This window comes from Rheinheimera sediminis (assembly GCF_004005375.1).
Classification (GTDB): domain Bacteria; phylum Pseudomonadota; class Gammaproteobacteria; order Enterobacterales; family Alteromonadaceae; genus Pararheinheimera.
This window is the reverse complement of record NZ_RZUF01000004.1, coordinates 88,459-104,666: the sequence shown is the minus strand read 5'-3', so window position 1 is coordinate 104,666 and position 16,208 is coordinate 88,459. Positions and strand designations below refer to the sequence as shown.

At 46.5% G+C, this 16,208-nt stretch carries 14 protein-coding genes; 8 read left to right on the top strand and 6 right to left on the bottom strand.

Going from position 1 to position 16,208, the window contains the following annotated elements:
* Positions 1-120 precede the first annotated feature (120 nt).
* From EMM73_RS03680 to EMM73_RS03670, 3 genes are read left to right on the top strand one after another with little or no spacing between them, the layout of a single operon-like run.
* Positions 121-816: a response regulator transcription factor gene (locus EMM73_RS03680; protein WP_127685111.1), complete on the top strand. Its 696-nt coding sequence runs from the start codon at positions 121-123 to the stop codon at positions 814-816.
* Positions 816-2,195, top strand: coding sequence for an ATP-binding protein (locus tag EMM73_RS03675; protein ID WP_127685110.1), 1,380 nt, complete (start codon positions 816-818; stop codon positions 2,193-2,195). The genes EMM73_RS03680 and EMM73_RS03675 overlap by 1 nt, the downstream gene beginning before the upstream one ends.
* Positions 2,188-3,180 (top strand): alpha/beta fold hydrolase, encoded by a 993-nt coding sequence (locus EMM73_RS03670; RefSeq protein ID WP_186435117.1) that lies wholly within the window; start codon positions 2,188-2,190, stop codon positions 3,178-3,180. The genes EMM73_RS03675 and EMM73_RS03670 overlap by 8 nt, the downstream gene beginning before the upstream one ends.
* A 10-nt stretch (positions 3,181-3,190) precedes the next feature.
* Here the strand turns inward: EMM73_RS03670 and EMM73_RS03665 are convergent, their stop codons facing one another.
* Positions 3,191-4,096, bottom strand: coding sequence for a cation diffusion facilitator family transporter (locus EMM73_RS03665; RefSeq protein ID WP_186435116.1), 906 nt, complete (start codon positions 4,094-4,096; stop codon positions 3,191-3,193).
* Between the two features lie 93 nt (positions 4,097-4,189).
* Between EMM73_RS03665 and trmL the strand changes: the two genes are divergently transcribed.
* Positions 4,190-4,657, top strand: coding sequence for a tRNA (uridine(34)/cytosine(34)/5-carboxymethylaminomethyluridine(34)-2'-O)-methyltransferase TrmL (gene trmL / locus EMM73_RS03660; protein WP_127685107.1), 468 nt, complete (start codon positions 4,190-4,192; stop codon positions 4,655-4,657).
* Positions 4,658-4,752: 95 nt separating this feature from the next.
* Positions 4,753-8,640, top strand: a complete 3,888-nt coding sequence (locus tag EMM73_RS03655) for an EAL domain-containing protein (protein WP_186435115.1) — start codon at positions 4,753-4,755, stop codon at positions 8,638-8,640.
* 232 nt (positions 8,641-8,872) lie between these two features.
* Here the strand turns inward: EMM73_RS03655 and gpsA are convergent, their stop codons facing one another.
* The 4 genes from gpsA to EMM73_RS03635 are packed head-to-tail and all read right to left on the bottom strand — an operon-like array spanning position 8,873 to position 11,097.
* Complete coding sequence (gene gpsA, locus EMM73_RS03650; protein ID WP_127685105.1) at positions 8,873-9,871, bottom strand: NAD(P)H-dependent glycerol-3-phosphate dehydrogenase; 999 nt, start codon at positions 9,869-9,871, stop codon at positions 8,873-8,875.
* Position 9,872: 1 nt separating this feature from the next.
* Entirely contained in the window at positions 9,873-10,346 is a 474-nt protein-coding gene (secB, locus tag EMM73_RS03645) for a protein-export chaperone SecB (protein ID WP_127685104.1), read from the bottom strand.
* Between the two features lie 52 nt (positions 10,347-10,398).
* On the bottom strand, positions 10,399-10,656 hold the full coding sequence (gene grxC, locus EMM73_RS03640; protein WP_127685103.1) for a glutaredoxin 3: 258 nt from the start codon (positions 10,654-10,656) through the stop codon (positions 10,399-10,401).
* 12 nt (positions 10,657-10,668) lie between these two features.
* Entirely contained in the window at positions 10,669-11,097 is a 429-nt protein-coding gene (locus EMM73_RS03635) for a rhodanese-like domain-containing protein (RefSeq protein ID WP_127685102.1), read from the bottom strand.
* A 299-nt stretch (positions 11,098-11,396) separates the two neighbouring features.
* On the opposite strand from EMM73_RS03635, the gene gpmM reads away from it, so the two are divergent.
* The 3 genes from gpmM to EMM73_RS03620 are packed head-to-tail and all read left to right on the top strand — an operon-like array spanning position 11,397 to position 15,138.
* Positions 11,397-12,938, top strand: a complete 1,542-nt coding sequence (gene gpmM, locus EMM73_RS03630; protein WP_127685101.1) for a 2,3-bisphosphoglycerate-independent phosphoglycerate mutase — start codon at positions 11,397-11,399, stop codon at positions 12,936-12,938.
* A 32-nt stretch (positions 12,939-12,970) separates the two neighbouring features.
* Positions 12,971-14,101 (top strand): murein hydrolase activator EnvC family protein, encoded by a 1,131-nt coding sequence (locus tag EMM73_RS03625; protein ID WP_127685100.1) that lies wholly within the window; start codon positions 12,971-12,973, stop codon positions 14,099-14,101.
* 2 nt (positions 14,102-14,103) lie between these two features.
* Entirely contained in the window at positions 14,104-15,138 is a 1,035-nt protein-coding gene (locus EMM73_RS03620) for a divergent polysaccharide deacetylase family protein (RefSeq protein WP_127685099.1), read from the top strand.
* 60 nt (positions 15,139-15,198) lie between these two features.
* Here EMM73_RS03620 and rpoH read toward each other — a convergent pair whose 3' ends face one another.
* Complete coding sequence (rpoH, locus tag EMM73_RS03615; RefSeq protein ID WP_127685098.1) at positions 15,199-16,053, bottom strand: RNA polymerase sigma factor RpoH; 855 nt, start codon at positions 16,051-16,053, stop codon at positions 15,199-15,201.
* Positions 16,054-16,208: the final 155 nt, after the last annotated feature.

The window sequence follows — 16,208 nt, the reverse complement described above, 5'->3', positions numbered from 1 at the left end:
GACAGTGATAGCTTACGACACTGAATGCAAAGCAGCGCAAAGCCAACGTAAAGGTTGTGTAAAGGGCTGCAACAAGATCGCCTTGTCTTTTACACTGGCAAAAAAACAGCCGGAGCTGAAATGACTTCTATATTGATGATTGATGATGATATGGCGCTGACCCAACTGGTGGCGGAATACCTGCAGCTGGATGGTTATCAGTTTACTGCGGTACATCAGGGGCCTGAAGGTCTTGAACTTGCTAAATCCAACGCCTTTCAATTGGTATTGTTAGATATTATGTTACCCGGTATGGACGGTTTAACTGTGCTGAAGCAATTACGCCAGCACAGCTATTGCCCTGTGCTGATGTTAACAGCCCGGGGGGATGAGATAGACAGGGTGGTTGGCCTTGAGCTCGGCGCTGATGATTATCTGGCGAAGCCTTTTAGTCCAAGAGAACTGGTAGCGCGCATTAAAGCTATTTTGCGCCGGGTCGAGCTGGTGCAACAGCAGCAGCAACCCCAAGCCAGTTCTTTGCAGGTGAATCAGCTGAAACTCGATAGCGCCAAACGCCAGATCTCTGTGCTGGATAACCCACTGGTGTTAACAGCTACTGAATATCAAATTCTTGAGCTCTTGATGCGTCATGCGGGTGATGTGGTCAGTAAAGAAGACTTAAGCCAGTTGGCTTTAGGTAAAAGACTGCAGCCATACGATCGAAGCCTGGATATGCATATCAGTAATATCCGCAAAAAAATTGCTCAATACGATGAAGGTGAAAAAATTCAGACCTTAAGAGGTTTAGGTTATCTGTTACTGCAGGGTGATAACTGATGAATTGGTCGCGCTGTAACCCAGTGAATTATCTGGCTGGCCGCATATTTTTATGGTTCTGGCTGGTTTTATCTGTGGCTGTAGCTGGCGCTGTTTTACTGGCAAGAGGCTGGCCTGAACAAACCGAAATACGGCGTTTGCCTCATCCCGTGGCTGAACAATTCAGATACCTGAAAGAGCATTTACAGCCAACAACCAGCCTCAATAAGCTACAACATAATTTAGAACGCAAATACAAAGACCGCTGGCTGATGGTCGATGTAGACAATAATCAGGTGCTGAATCCTGAGTCCTTACCGAAAAACTTTGATCCGAACTGGTTAACTGAGCTGTCGCAGCTGAACAGGCCTCGTATGCTGGTGTATAAAAATACTTTTGTGATGGGGCCATTAGTGATAGTGGCTGCGGATAAAAATGTCGCCTTATTTCAGCTAAAACAACGGCCTGAACAAGCCTGGTGGCAATTGCATGCATTACCGGAAGGCTTTTTGCTGACCTTACTGCTGGCCGTATCTGCCGTCGCCAGCTTAATTCTGGCCTTGTCCATCACCCGGCCTCTGCGTGAACTAAGCAGCAGCCATTTAAAATTTGCCCAAGGTGAGCTCGACAATAGAGTCGCAGCGCTAGCTGCCCGTAAAGATGAATTGGGTGATTTAGGCCGGGGCTTTAATACCATGGCCGCTCAGATAGAAAACCTGATCCATAACCAGCAGCGTTTACTGCGGGATGTGTCGCATGAACTACGATCTCCGCTTACCCGCTCACAACTGGCACTGGCGTTGCAACAAAGGCAAGGCGATCATCCTCAGTTGCAACGTATAGAAATGGAATTGAAGTTGCTCGATCAACTCTTGGATGAATTGTTAACCTTCAGCCGACTGGATGCAGGTCAATACCCTCTGGAAAAACAGCAACTGGATTTAACTGAGTTGCTCAATGCCATTATTGAACTGAATCAGCTCGAAGCCGACGCTAAACAACAGCAGGTGCATCTGAATGCGCCTGAAGAGTGCTGGCTGGATGCCGATCAACGTTTGTTAGGCCGTGCTATTGAAAACGTGCTGCGTAATGCCATTAAATACAGCCCTGAGCAAAGCCTGATTTTATGCATACTGAAACAGCACGAACAGCAGCTGGAGTTACTGATCCAGGATCAGGGACCAGGCGTGCCAGCAGAGAGTTTATCGCAAATTTTTGCACCTTTTTACCGGGTATCCACAGTGCGTGAACACCAGAATGGCACAGGCTTGGGTTTAGCTATTGCTGCTTCAGCCATACGGCAACATCAAGGCTGTATCAGTGCCAGTTTGCCTGAAACCGGTGGTTTAGTGATCCGTATTCTGTTACCCCTGCACAATGAAGGACGGCCCTTTGCCTGATACAAAGATTCAACCTCTGTCTGCCAGTTTTACTGAAGAACAACTGGCATCGGCATTGCCTGTGCTGCAGCAATTCTGGCAACAAGGCCAACACCAGTCTTTTTTGAGTTTTGACCAAACCCGGCTTTGTTACAGTAGTTTTCGCCATCCAGCGCCCAGAGCTGAAATAGTGCTGTCACCCGGACGAATTGAAGCCAGCCAGAAATATCAGGAATTCTGTTTTGATTTATATCAGGCCGGTTTTACTGTGCATCTGATTGATCACAGAGGTCAGGGTTTGTCTGACAGAATAAACCCGGATCGGCATTTAGGCGACGTAGTTAATTTTGAGCATTATGTGCAGGATTTTGCGCTCTGGTTACAGTGTCATATTCTGCCGCAGCAGCAAGCACCTTTGCTGGGGCTGGCTCATTCGATGGGCAGCGCCATTTTGTGTCGTTATCTGCAGCAGTATGCACAACATGGGCTGATTGGGGCTGTGTATTGCTCCCCTATGTTTGGCATAAGAAGTCACCCTTTACCCAAAGCAATAGCTAAGCCTTTTGCCCGCCTGATGGCAAGACTCAACAAGTTATGCAGTACGCAAAACTGGTATTTTCCGGGTCAATCCCGCTATAAAGACAAGCCTTTTACCGGCAATCATCTGACGCACAGCAAGGTGCGTTATCAGCAGTTTCGACAACTCTATCTGGAGCAGCCTGAACTGCAATTAGGCGGAGTATCCTGCCGTTGGTTGACACAGGCTCTGCTTGCTATTGAAGAGTTACAGCAAGCCCCGGCTTTGTCTTTACCTCAACTGATTGTTCAGGCGACTGCAGACCCGGTAGTGGATAACGAACAACAAAAGCGCTATCAACAAAAAAATCCGTCCGCTGAGTTAGTTAAGATTGAAGGCGCCTTGCACGAAATTATTTTTGAAAGCGATGCACTGCGTAACCAGTTGTTCAGAGCACTAAATAGGTTTTTTCTTCAAGTCGGACTATGAGCTCGAATCATCACTTCTGCCTTAACTCAGACTCTGAATAAGGCTCAGCGTGAATAATCACTTCCGCCTGTTTATACAAGGCCATCAGTTGCTGCTCAGCTCGATCTACTATGGAGTGAGCCGCCAGCAAGGATAAATCATCCTGTAACACCAGCCGTAGCTGAATAAATACAGCAGGCCCCGCCTGGCGGGTTTTTAGTTGTTCGACCGCCAACACTTCGGTTTGGGTTAGTATTGTGTCTTTGATGCGCTGCAATTGTTCAGCAGGCAATTGCTCGTCCAACAAATGCTGCAAGGCTTCTTTCGCCAGTACTACAGCGCTGTACAGCAAATAACCACAGATTAGTGCCGCTACCAGATTATCTACCCATAAAAAATTCTGGCTGGTCAGAAATAGTGCCACCAACACCAACAGGTTCATCAGCAAGTCACTGCGATAATGTAATAAATCAGCTTTCACAGCCAAAGAGCCTGTGCGCCGGATAATCCAGCGCTGGATCAACACCAATGTTAAAGTTAAGCCAGCGCAAAGCACAGTGATCCACATACCAAAAGCCAGTTGCTGCACCATTCCGGTTTGATGAAAGCGGCTCACCGTTTGGGTGAATAACAGCAAAGCGGCGCCGGTTAAAAAGGCAGCCTGTAACAAGGCCATTACAGCTTCTGCTTTGCCATGACCAAAACTATGGTTGCTATCCGCAGGACGCAGTGCGTAACTCAGCACTGCAAAGTTTAATACCGACACTAATAAATCCAGCGATGCATCGGTAAATGAAGCCAGTACAGAGCTCGAATTCGTGGCTAGTACGGCCCATAACTTCAGCACTAAAATAGTCAATGCGAAGGTCAGGGTCAGATAACCAGAGCGCTTCACCCAAAGTTGATAATCTATGCTTTGATTTATTTGCTTATTCAAACGGCTCACCTCTGCCTCTTTCAGCATTTGCATCCATAGGCATTGTACGTCATTTTTGATACACTCACCGCGCTTCAGATACTGGAAATCATCATGCTAGACATAGTGTTATACGAACCTGAAATTCCGCCAAATACCGGCAACATTATCCGCCTTTGTGCCAACACAGGTTTTCGCCTGCATTTAATTGAGCCACTGGGTTTTGCCTGGGACGATAAACGCATCAAAAGAGCTGGCCTGGACTACCACGAATTTGCTGACGTGAAACGTCATGCCAACTTTGCAGCTTTTTTAGCAGAAGTGCAGCCCACAAGGGTATTTGCCTGTACCACCAAAGGCAGTAATCATCATAGTGATGCGCAGTACCAGTTAGGAGATGCCTTGGTATTCGGCCCTGAAAGCCGTGGCTTACCTGCTGATGTGCTGGCAACCTTGCCAAAAGAGCAGTGGTTGCGCATCCCCATGACACCAGATAGCCGTTCGATGAATCTGTCCAATGCGGTATCTGTATTTGTTTATGAATCATGGCGTCAGCTGGGTTATGCAGGTGCAAGAACCTGAGTTTGCCAAGCACAGAAACACAGCGTTATAGTGATACTCAGCTTACTGATTTATCAGCATTTTTAATCGACATTGTAACTACCTGGGGATCTCAGATGCTGCTGCGCGGCCTAAAAATTTGTCTGGCACTTTGGCTTATCTGCAGTAGTACTGGTCTGCAGGCCTATTTGCAGCTACAACCTATGGTTCACTCCCGCCAGTCGCAGCATCTGGCCATAGAGCTTTTTACTCAGGATAAATCAGGCTTATTATGGTGGAGCACTAGTACCCAGCTGCACCGTTTTGATGGTCATGACCACAGGTCTTATACTTTACCCAGTGAATTACAGACTCAGACTTTGGTGCAGTTACTGACTTTGGAGCAAGATAAGTTATGGCTGGCAAGCTTGGATCAGCTCTGGTTGTTTGAGCAGCAAAGTGGCGAGTTCCGTCAGCTTTGGCAAAGCAACGTTCCCATTAAATCACTATTTTTATCCACCAGCTCAACGCCTTATATCTTAACCGAACAGGAAATCTGGCAGTGGTCAGCTGAATCTGATGAGGCCCTGTTATTATGGCGCAGTGGCAGCTCAGCCTCAGGCTGGCAACAGGGAGTCAGCGATGGAAGCTCCCTATGGTTATGGTCTAAAGATGCAAAACTCTCACGCTTTCATTTGAACCAGCAAAGCTGGCAGCATTACCCCATAAGTTTACCTCAACAGACTGATTTAGCTTTAGGTCCAGACCAACAGCTTTGGCTACTGGCGCAAAATCAAACTCTTTATCAGTTAAAAGCCCAGCAGTTGCAGCAGATCAAGACGCCAGAAAGCTTTTACGCCACAGCCATGGAAGTAGACCCTTTAGGCCAGGTTTGGCTACTCTCTGCCCATAAACTTTATCTGTACCAGAGCGACACGCAAAGCTGGCAATCTCAGCAACTGCCACAGCCTTGGGTACAACTTTTTGCCGACCGACATCAGAATATCTGGCTGGCAGATGCAAGCGGTACCTTAGCGCTGGCACAAGCTTCCGAGCTAGAAGTTCGGGCTCAGGGCAAGGCTGTACTGCTGGATAACCAAGGGCAAAGCTGGCAGTTACACCAACAGTTACTAGCCCCCGTCACAGCAGAGCCAAATAACACTCCCGCCCTGGTTTTTCCTTTTGCTATGGAGCAGGTGAAAAAATTTTGGTACCAAAAGTATTATTTTGTCTGGACCGATCAGCGCATTTGGCGCTATGACGATAGCACAACAAACTGGGTACCAGTGGAGCAAGAGCCCGTATTGGATCTTAGTCTGGCAGATGAGCAATTCTGGTATCTGACGCCTCAGGGACTTTGGCAATGGAATCCATCATCAGTGAGCCCGAGCTTACTCACCGATCAGGCACACTGGTTTTTGGTACGCTATCAATCCGGACAACTCTGGCTCTCTGGCGATAACAGGCTTTATTCCTACCAACTGGCTGACCAGCAGTTGCTGGCTTACGATATTAGCCCCTGTGCATCACCGCCCTGTCTGGATGCCAGGCAAATAACAGACTTAGTGCCAGAACAACAGCAGTTGTGGCTGCTGACTCCGGATCAGTTGTATCAGTATGAGGCTCAGCAAAACAAGACGAAGTTGACTCTGGTGCTGCAGAAAAAATGGCAGGTTCCCAGGCAGCAACAGCATATGATGAAGCAAGACCAGCAGGTCTGGCTGTGGTCCAGGCAACAGTTAAGTGTACTAGACCTGACTGACCACTCTCTGTTGCAATGGCAAGTGAATCAGGCAGAACAGCTGAATCCTTATCACGTTCAATTAGTGGATAAGCAACTGCATATCAACAGCTCTATCGCTCACTACCGACTGCCACTGGCCCAACAACACAGTAGCTTGATAGCGAACCCTTTGCGTCTTGAGCTTATTTCCGAACATGGACAGCGCTTAAAGCAGCAAGAGCATGTGTTGCAGCTGGACAGTCGGGGCCCAGAGCTAAGGTTTCGTGTAAGCCATTACCCTACCGCAGGTAAACAATGGAATTACTTCCGTTATAGTTTGGATAATGACGCTGCTGTTATGTTGGCCTATCCGCAACGTGAATTCACACTGCAACTTAATAACAGCGCAGCCTATACGTTATCTATCGAAGCAAGTCAGGATGGTATCAGTTGGCAACAGGTTGGCGACTATCAATTACAATTTAACCGCTACTTGTGGATCCAGCAAAGCTGGCTTTGGTTGCTGTTGTTTGTATCCATCTTGATGTTGGCACTACTGTTATGGCGCTATAAAAAGCATCAGAATCGTTTGCATCATGCGATGGATCAACAACTGATGATCAGCTCTCTGTTCGATAACACGCAAGATGCAGTCTGGCTAGGCGATGAACAGCTGCGTATTGAAAAAGTGAATCAGGCTTTTTGTCAGATCACTGGCTTTGAACCTGCTCAGATAGAAGGTAAAACTTTGCAGCTTTACACAGCGCAAGGCCATCAAACTGAGCTATTAAAAACCATAGTTCAACAATTACATCAATTCAGTTTCTGGCGGGGCGAAGTCTGGAGTAAAAAAGCCAATGGTGATAGTTTTGCATTGTCGTTGGCTATCACCTTACTGTCAGAAAAATCAGAACCACAGAGTAAGCTCTATCTGGCGATCTTTTCTGATGTCACCAATCGTAAGCTGAATGAACGTGAGCTGCGTAAACTCAGCACCAGAGATCCTCTGACCCAACTGCCAAACCGGGCTCTATTTCTGGAGCATTTAGACAGAGCATTTTTTAGCTGTAGCAGCCGTTTTCCTCATTTTGCCGTGCTGCTGATTGACTTGGACCGCTTTGCCAAAATAAATGATTCCTTAGGGCATGGCAGCGGTAACATGTTGCTGCAAATGGTCTCTGAGCGACTGCAAAAGCTGCTACCAGCCGGCTATATCCTGGCGAAATTAGGTATAGATGAATTTGCTATTCTGGTCCCATCGCATTTTAGTCTTGAACAGTTTGATCTGTTACTGAATCGTCTGAGTCTGCAACTGCTGTTACAAATTCGTCAGCCTTTGGCGCTAAACGATTTAGAAATTACCTTAACCGCCAGTATTGGTATAGCCATTTATCCAGACGATGGTCGCTCTTCAGATATTCTGCTACGCAGTGCTGATACTGCCTTGCATCATGCCAAACAAATGGGTCGAAATAACGCCCAGTTTTTTAATAATAAAATGCTGCAACGAACGCCAGAATATTTGGCTTTGGAAAGCGATCTATGGCGAGGCGTCAATCAGGGCGAATTTAGAGTGCTGTACCAGCCGAAATATAATGTCGGTACTAACACCATAGTCGGCTATGAAGCCTTGTGTCGTTGGCACAATCCAAGCCGAGGCACGGTTTCCCCTGCCGTGTTTATCCCTATTGCTGAAGAAAATGGTGTCATCATTCAGCTGGACCGGCTGGTATTCAGTCAGGTCTGTGCTCAAATCCGTCTGTGGCTAGAGCAAGGTCGAATGCGCGGTCGTGTGGCAGTCAATTTGTCAGTACAGCAACTACAACAAGCAGATTTATTAGATTTTTTACAGCAAGAACTGAATCATTATCAGTTAGATGCAACTCTTATAGAACTGGAAATTACTGAAACCGCTATGATGAGGGATGCAGAGCATTGCCTTGAGATAATGCAACAACTGAAAGCCTTGGGCTTTACTCTGGCTCTGGATGACTTTGGTACTGGTTATTCCTCTTTGGGTTACCTGAAACGTTTTCCGATCGATACCTTAAAAATTGACCGGGCTTTCATCAAAGATATGGATAGTTCAGAGCAGGATCGTAATATCACATCCACTATTATCCGGCTGGCCGGTTATTTAAAAATTGCAGTGGTTGCAGAAGGCGTAGAAACCGAGATGCAGGCTTATTTGCTGCATGTTATGGGATGCCAGGTTGTACAGGGATACTTGTTCAGCCCTCCTGTGCAAGCGGAGCAGGTTGCTTTACTGCTAAACAAAGAACCGAAGAAAGAAAGCCCATAGTAAAGACTGTTTCTCTCCCGTCTGGACAGCCCCGCCTGTTTCAAATTCCAATTCAATCCAGGCAAGCTGGTGCAGCCAACAAACTTGGGCTTAACGAACGACGAGTCATCAAATTGATTAAAAACTACGGGCGACCCTAAAGGTCGCCCCTACAATAACTCTACTTAACATCAATACAATCTGGGGATAGGCTTTATTCCCGAACACTGCGGCGCCGAGTACGACGGCTAAATTATTCGTCGCGTTTTTCGCGGCCTAGTAGATCCATCGCTGCTAAACGAGCATCTTTACCCTGGTACAGCACCTGGTAAATTTGTTCACTGATCGGCATTTCGACGCCAACACGTTGCGCCAGATTAAAGACTTCTTTGGCATTACGATAGCCTTCAACCACCTGACCAATAGCCGCCATGGCTTCCTCTACGCCTTTGCCTTCACCCAGCAATAAGCCAAATCGTCTGTTACGGGATTGGTTATCTGTGCAGGTCAACACTAAATCACCTAAACCAGCCATACCCATAAAGGTTTCTTTTTTCGCACCTAAGGCACAACCTAAACGACACATTTCTGTTAAACCACGGGTAATTAAGGCTGTACGTGCATTGGCACCAAAGCCAATACCGTCGGCCATACCAGCACCAATAGCGATAACGTTTTTCACAGCACCACCCAGTTGCACCCCAATAAAATCAGGATTGGTGTAAACCCTGAAGGTTTTAGTGCAATGCAATAAGTCAGAGAGCGCCGAAATAAATTCTGGATCCGTTGAAGACAGTGAAATAGCGGTAGGCAAGCCTTTGGCAAGCTCTTTGGCAAAAGTTGGACCTGACAATACAGCTAAAGATACCTGCTCACCCAAAATTTCTTTGGCAACATCCTGCAGCAAACGGCCAGTCTCAGGCTCCAGACCTTTAGTAGCCCAAGCCACTCGGGCATCGCGCTGCAAAAAAGGTTTGATTTGTCTTAAGGTGTCCGCAAAAGCATGGCTTGGCACAGACAATAGAATATCGCGGCATGAAGCCACAGCATAAGCCAGATCATCAGTCACAGCTAAAGAGTCCGGCAAACGAATATCCGGCAAATAGCGCTGATTCATTCGTTGCTCTGCCATCACACGGATATCATCCGCATTGCGGCCCCATAACAAAGTGGGATTGCCATTGCGGGCCAGTGAAATAGCAAGGGCGGTCCCGTACGAGCCCGCCCCTAACACAGCAATTGCAGCGTTCATCTTAAGACTGTAGTTCTACGCCTTGCTGGGCCTGAGCTTCAGCCTGACGTTTTTGTACATATTGAGCAAATAAGGCATCAAAATTTACAGGTGCCAGATTCAATTGTGGGAAAGTGCCGCGGTTTACCAGATTAGACACAGCTTCACGAGCATAAGGGAACAGAATATTTGGGCAGAATGAAGCCAGCATATGCGCCATTTGCGCATCTTCCAGCACTGGAACACTGAAAATGCCCGCTTGTTGCACTTCACATAAAAATGCCACTTCTTCTTCGATACGTGCCGTTACCGTCAGAGATAACACGACTTCAAAAGTATTGTCATCTAACTTCTCACTGCGGGTGTCCAAATCAAGCTGAATTGCTGGTTGCCACTCTTTACGGAATATTGCCGGAGCGTTAGGTGACTCATAAGAAATGTCTTTGACGTAAATACGCTGGATGGCAAATTGTTCAGCGGCTTGTTGTTCGGCCATGATAAATCCTAATTTTAATAATGTTTAATGATAGGTAGAAAGCCAGCCGCAGTTATGCAGAGAGCATCGAATTCAAAGTACCGGCATTTTCCAGTGCAAAAAGATCATCACAGCCACCGACATGAGTATCGCCGATAAAAATTTGCGGTACTGTAGTACGACCATTGGCTCGCTCGATCATGGCTGGACGCAACTCTGGCTGTTCGTCGATTTTAATCTCGTCAAACTGCACGCCTTTTTGACCTAATAACGCCTTAGCGCGAACACAATAAGGACAATAGGCCTTAGTGTAAATAGTGACTTGTGCCATCTTTACTCCGACTTACTTTTTAACAACCGGCAGGTTTGCACCCGTCCAGCTACCCATACCGCCTTGTAAAACAAAGACTTTTGTAAAGCCTTGTTTCGACAAGGTAGCAGCTGCGCCTTGTGCAGACATACCTGCCTGACAGACTACTATGATGGGTGCGTCTTTTTTGTTTTCAAGGCCGCCCACAGCTTGAGTGTTAATTTGTTCTGTAGTCAGATGGCGGGCACCGGTAATATGGCCCTTTTTGAAGTCGGCTTCAGCGCGAATATCGATCACTGTTGCATCCTCTCTGTTCACCATCAACGTCAACTGAGTAGGAGTAATTTGTTTGACTGAAGAAGTTAAAGATTTAATCCAGCTGACCACTAAGGCTAAAAATAACGCTACCCAAGCGGCGGTCAGGTACGGATGATTACTTAAAAAATCAATATATTGCTGCATAAACACCATTCTGTTTCATTTCAGGAGCAAAACTTTGCGGCCGAGTATACCTAGTTTGATAAAAGAATGCAGCATTGAAGGCCTATCCGTACTATTTCGTCACTGTTTTCACAGGAAAAACAAGGTAAGATAGCTCATCAAAATCATACCCAAAGTAATTGAAGTTGCAGCGCGGCGACAAGTGTGTGAGACCCCAAGAGCATAGTTTCCCTATGTGATTAGGGCGAATCCATGCGGTCAACAAAGCAGCGGCTTCAAGTAGAACGGGTATTCAAGCAACAAGATACGGAGCTAAATACATGCAGCCGAAAAAGCCGTTAGTCTTACTGATATTGGATGGATGGGGATACAGAGAAGAACGTGAATCCAATGCCATTTTACAAGCCAATACTCCGGTAATGGACAAGTTATGGGCAGAGTATCCTCATACGCTGATTTCAGGCTCAGGTCTGGATGTAGGTTTGCCAGATGGTCAGATGGGCAATTCTGAAGTAGGTCATGTCAATTTAGGCTCAGGCCGTGTGGTGTATCAGGATTTTACCCGCATTACTAAAGCTATCCAGGATGGTGATTTTTTTACCAACCCAGCTTTGGTTGAAGCGACACAGGCCGCAGTGCGCCACGGCAAAGCTGTACATCTGATGGGCTTGTTGTCACCTGGTGGCGTGCATAGTCACGAAGATCATATTATTGCGATGATTGATTTAGCCAGACAACAAGGCGCCACTGAAATTTACCTGCATGCCTTTTTAGATGGCCGCGATACCCCTCCACGTAGTGCGGAAGCTTCACTGCAACGGGTGGAAGATCACTTTAAAGCTATAGGTGTAGGCCAGGTTGCTTCTGTGATTGGGCGTTATTTTGCGATGGACCGTGATAAACGCTGGGACCGCGTCCAAGCTGCCTATGATTTATTGACACAAGGCAAAGCTGAATTTACTGCAACTACCGCAGTGGACGCATTAAAAGCAGCCTACAGCCGCGATGAAAATGACGAATTTGTAAAAGCCACTGCTATTAAAAATGCGGCTGGTGATCTGATTAAAATGCAACAAGGCGACAGCCTGATTTTTATGAACTTCCGTGCCGACCGTGCCCGCCAGTTCAGCCGTGCTTTTATTGATGCCGACTTCACAGGTTTTGCCCGCGAATATAAGCCAGAACTGGCCAGCTTTGTGATGTTGACTGAATACGCTGCAGATATTAAGGCGCCTTGTGCTTATCCGCCAGAAAGTCTGAATAATGTCTTGGGTGAATGGCTGGCGAAACATCAGAAAACTCAGTTACGTATTTCCGAAACCGAAAAATATGCTCACGTCACCTTCTTTTTCAGCGGTGGTCGTGAAGATGTATTCGATGGCGAACAACGTATTCTGGTGCCATCCCCTAACGTAGCCACTTACGATTTGCAGCCAGAAATGAATTCTACTGAACTGACCAATAAACTGGTGGGCGCTATTCACAGCGGCGAGTTTGATGTGATCATTTGTAACTATCCAAATGGCGACATGGTCGGCCACACTGGTATTTTATCTGCGGCTATTAAAGCGGTAGAAGCGGTGGATCACTGCATTGGCCGTGTAGTGGAAGCATTACAGCAAGTGGGCGGAGAATGTTTAATTACAGCCGACCATGGCAATGCTGAGCAAATGATGGACCCGGAATCAGGTCAGGCTCATACAGCCCACACCAGCGATCCGGTGCCACTGATTTATGTCGGTCGTCAAGCCGCTGTGACCTCTGGTGGTATTTTAAGTGATATAGCACCTACTATGCTGCATTTGATGGGAATGCCAATTCCTACAGAGATGACAGGCAAAATTCTGATGAAGACCAATTAATGCCAGTAAGACCCGTCAAATCTAGATCAAAGATGCAGCAGAGCTTAGCTCTGCTGCTCTGTTTAGCCTCAGCTCCTTTATTGGCTCAGGATCAAAAAGAGGTGCAGCAGGAGCTGTCGCAACTCAAAGGCCAAATTCAACAAACTGAAAAAGAGTTGAAGCAACAGCAGAAAGCCTTTACCAAAGCTCAGGATTTGCTGAAAACTGCTGACCAGTCCTTAGCCCGGCTGGCTCGACAACTGCGTCAGAGCACTACAGAGCTGGCGGAACTGAATGCACAGCAACAGCAGTTGCAACTACAACTGCAACAGTTACAGCAAAGTTTCGAGTTACAAAAGTCGTTGCTTGCGCAGCAGCTCAAAGGCGCTTTTGTTACAGGTGAGCATGATTACACCAAGATGCTGCTGAACCAACAGGACAGCACTAAGCTCGAGCGCATGTTAACTTATTACCAGTACCTGAATCAGGCGCGGATGCAACAGCTAAAACAGATAGAGCAAACAGCTGCAGAACTGAAAAAAGTAGAGCTGGACTTACAAACAAAAGCGCTACAGCAACAACAACTGCAGGTACAGCTAGAACACCAACAGCAAGAGCTGACAGAAGCAAAAAGTAGCCAGCTGGCGTCAGTTAAAAAGATGAAAGGCTTTTTAACTGATCAAGAGCGACAATTAAACTACCTGAAACAAAACGAACAAAGCCTGCAGACTACTTTGAGCACGCTAAAAGCTGCAGCCATAGCCGCGAAGAAACGCATCAATTTGCCAAAAACTAAAGGCAAACTACCCTGGCCAGTGCAAGGTGATATTTTGCAGGGCTATGGTGAAAAACGACTGGCAGGTGTCAGTTCCAGAGGAATTTTAATAGCTGCAGCTGAAGGTTCTAAAGTCAAAGCCGTGGCAGACGGCCAAGTGATTTATGCCGACTGGCTAAAAGGCTATGGTTGGGTGATAGTGCTGGACCATGGCAACGGCATTATGAGTTTGTATGGTCACAATCAAACCTTATTGAAAAAGCCAGGCGAGTCTGTCAATGCCAGTGACGCTGTGGCTCTAGTGGGTGCCAGTGGCGGTCAGGCTCAGGCAGGATTGTATTTTGAGATCCGGCAAAAAGGCTCAGCCATTAACCCTATTACCTGGTTACAAAAACGCGCAGGATCTTAGTCATGAAGTATTGGATCAGCTTAGCTTTTGCGCTTTGCAGCTTACCTTCTATCGCCGCTAAAGTGGCTATAGTGATTGACGACATTGGTTACCACAAGCTTGACTACCAGCTGCTGGAATTACCTTATGACTTAACCTTTGCCGTCATTCCTCATACCACGCACAGTAACGCGGTAGCCAAAGCGGCCTATCAGCAGCGCCGTGATGTGATTTTGCATATGCCAATGGAATCTGCACGCCGGGCTGATTTAAGTAAAAATGCACTTAAAGTGACAATGAGCCGATCTCAAATAGAGAGCAAGCTTCAGGCCGCTTTTGCCGATGTACCTTATGCTATTGGTATGAATAACCATATGGGCGGTTATTTTACTGAGCAAACAGACGTGATGGACTGGACTTTAGCTTATATTGCCAAACGCCAGCTGTTTTTCCTCGACAGTAAAACCACAGCCCGCAGCCAGGCTGGTGTTTACGCCAAAAAACACCAAATTCCGCTGTTAACCCGCCATGTTTTTCTGGACAACGACCGCTCTTATCAGGCTTTGGATAAACAATTTAAATTGATGATCAAACTGGCAAAACAGCAGCAACAGGCCATAGCTATAGGTCATCCATATCCTGAAACTTACGCCTATCTGAAAAAACACTTACCCGATTTGGCAGCCCAGGGCATAGAAGTGGTAAAACTATCCAGCTTGTTACCCTCCGACTATGTCATTATCAATGCAGCGCAAACTGCAGATGTGCCTTTATCCTTACCGCAACAGGATGCAATTCAAGCTGTACAGCTTGCAAAAGCAGAGAAAAAAGGCAAAAGTGCTGAAACCACGGCAGTATTTACCCCAGCCATTGATGATCCTGCAGCTATTATCACCATGTACCAGCTGCAATGGGAGATACCTGCCCTGCTGAATCCTATGACTTTACCCCTGATAAAACCAACTCCAGCCTTGATAACAAAACCCTGGTCCTTACCAGAGCCAGCTAAAAAACCAACCCGGTCTCTGCCGTTTTATCAGTTAGGTGGCAGTTTATAACAGACCTCCAGAAACGCAAAAGCCCTGACAAGTCAGGGCTTTTTTACTCTCAGAAAAACATTAAGCAACCATGGCAGCCTGCAGTTTTTTCATCGCGTTTTTCTCAAGCTGACGCACTCGTTCAGCAGACACCTGATAACGGTCCGCTAATTCCTGCAACGTCAGTTTCTGATCATCTAACCAACGGGCACGGATAATGTCCTGGCTACGGTCATCCAATGTGCTTACTGCAGCCTGCAGTCGATCCACAGCGGCATTGTCCCACTGGTCTTCTTCAATACGGTTAGCTAAATCAGACTCTTTATCTTGCAAATAAAATACCGGAGCAGTGTAATTACTATCCTCTTCATCATCAGATGCATCAAAAGGCATATCATAGTTGCTCATACGAGATTCCATTTCCACCACTTCGTGGACAGGAACGCCTAAAGAGTCTGCTACATTTTGCACTTCTTCTTTACTGAACCAGCCCAAATGCTTTTTGGCTTTACGCAGATTGAAGAATAACTTTCGCTGCGCCTTGGTCGTTGCCACTTTGACAATACGCCAGTTTTTCAGCACAAACTCATGAATTTCCGCTTTGATCCAGTGCACTGCAAAAGACACTAAACGCACGCCCACAGAAGGGTCAAAACGTTTTACAGCTTTCATCAGGCCAATATTGCCTTCCTGGATCAGATCGCTTATTGGTAAACCATAACCTGAGTAGCTACGGGCAATATGCACTACAAAACGCAGGTGAGACATAATTAATACACGGGCCGATTCTAAATCGCCGTCTTGCTGTAATTTTTCAGCTAAAGAACGTTCTTCTTCTGCTGTGAGCATAGGGATGGTACTTACCGCATGAGTGTAAGCTTCAAGGCTGCCACTTCCAGCCACTGTCAGAGTCATCATTTGTGAAGCCTGAGTCATGTAAATTCCCCTTATTTGCCGAACTGGTCCAAATATTAGCACTCTTTAGCAGAGAGTGCTAAAAGAAATTCATATCTTTTAAGATCTGAATTGTATAAGCCTGGTTTTTTAATAATATCAATTTATATAAAAAACTAACTCTTTCTATGATTGAT

What these genes read in the sequence shown, in the direction of transcription:
- EMM73_RS03680 (WP_127685111.1), top strand. Translation starts at nt 121, where the DNA reads ATGACTTCTATATTGATGATTGATGATGATATGGCGCTGACCCAACTG.
- EMM73_RS03675 (WP_127685110.1), top strand. Translation starts at nt 816, where the DNA reads ATGAATTGGTCGCGCTGTAACCCAGTGAATTATCTGGCTGGCCGCATA.
- trmL (WP_127685107.1), top strand. Translation starts at nt 4,190, where the DNA reads ATGCTAGACATAGTGTTATACGAACCTGAAATTCCGCCAAATACCGGC.
- EMM73_RS03655 (WP_186435115.1), top strand. Translation starts at nt 4,753, where the DNA reads ATGCTGCTGCGCGGCCTAAAAATTTGTCTGGCACTTTGGCTTATCTGC.
- gpsA (WP_127685105.1), bottom strand. Translation starts at nt 9,871, where the DNA reads ATGAACGCTGCAATTGCTGTGTTAGGGGCGGGCTCGTACGGGACCGCC.
- secB (WP_127685104.1), bottom strand. Translation starts at nt 10,346, where the DNA reads ATGGCCGAACAACAAGCCGCTGAACAATTTGCCATCCAGCGTATTTAC.
- grxC (WP_127685103.1), bottom strand. Translation starts at nt 10,656, where the DNA reads ATGGCACAAGTCACTATTTACACTAAGGCCTATTGTCCTTATTGTGTT.
- EMM73_RS03635 (WP_127685102.1), bottom strand. Translation starts at nt 11,097, where the DNA reads ATGCAGCAATATATTGATTTTTTAAGTAATCATCCGTACCTGACCGCC.
- gpmM (WP_127685101.1), top strand. Translation starts at nt 11,397, where the DNA reads ATGCAGCCGAAAAAGCCGTTAGTCTTACTGATATTGGATGGATGGGGA.
- EMM73_RS03625 (WP_127685100.1), top strand. Translation starts at nt 12,971, where the DNA reads ATGCAGCAGAGCTTAGCTCTGCTGCTCTGTTTAGCCTCAGCTCCTTTA.
- EMM73_RS03620 (WP_127685099.1), top strand. Translation starts at nt 14,104, where the DNA reads ATGAAGTATTGGATCAGCTTAGCTTTTGCGCTTTGCAGCTTACCTTCT.
- rpoH (WP_127685098.1), bottom strand. Translation starts at nt 16,053, where the DNA reads ATGACTCAGGCTTCACAAATGATGACTCTGACAGTGGCTGGAAGTGGC.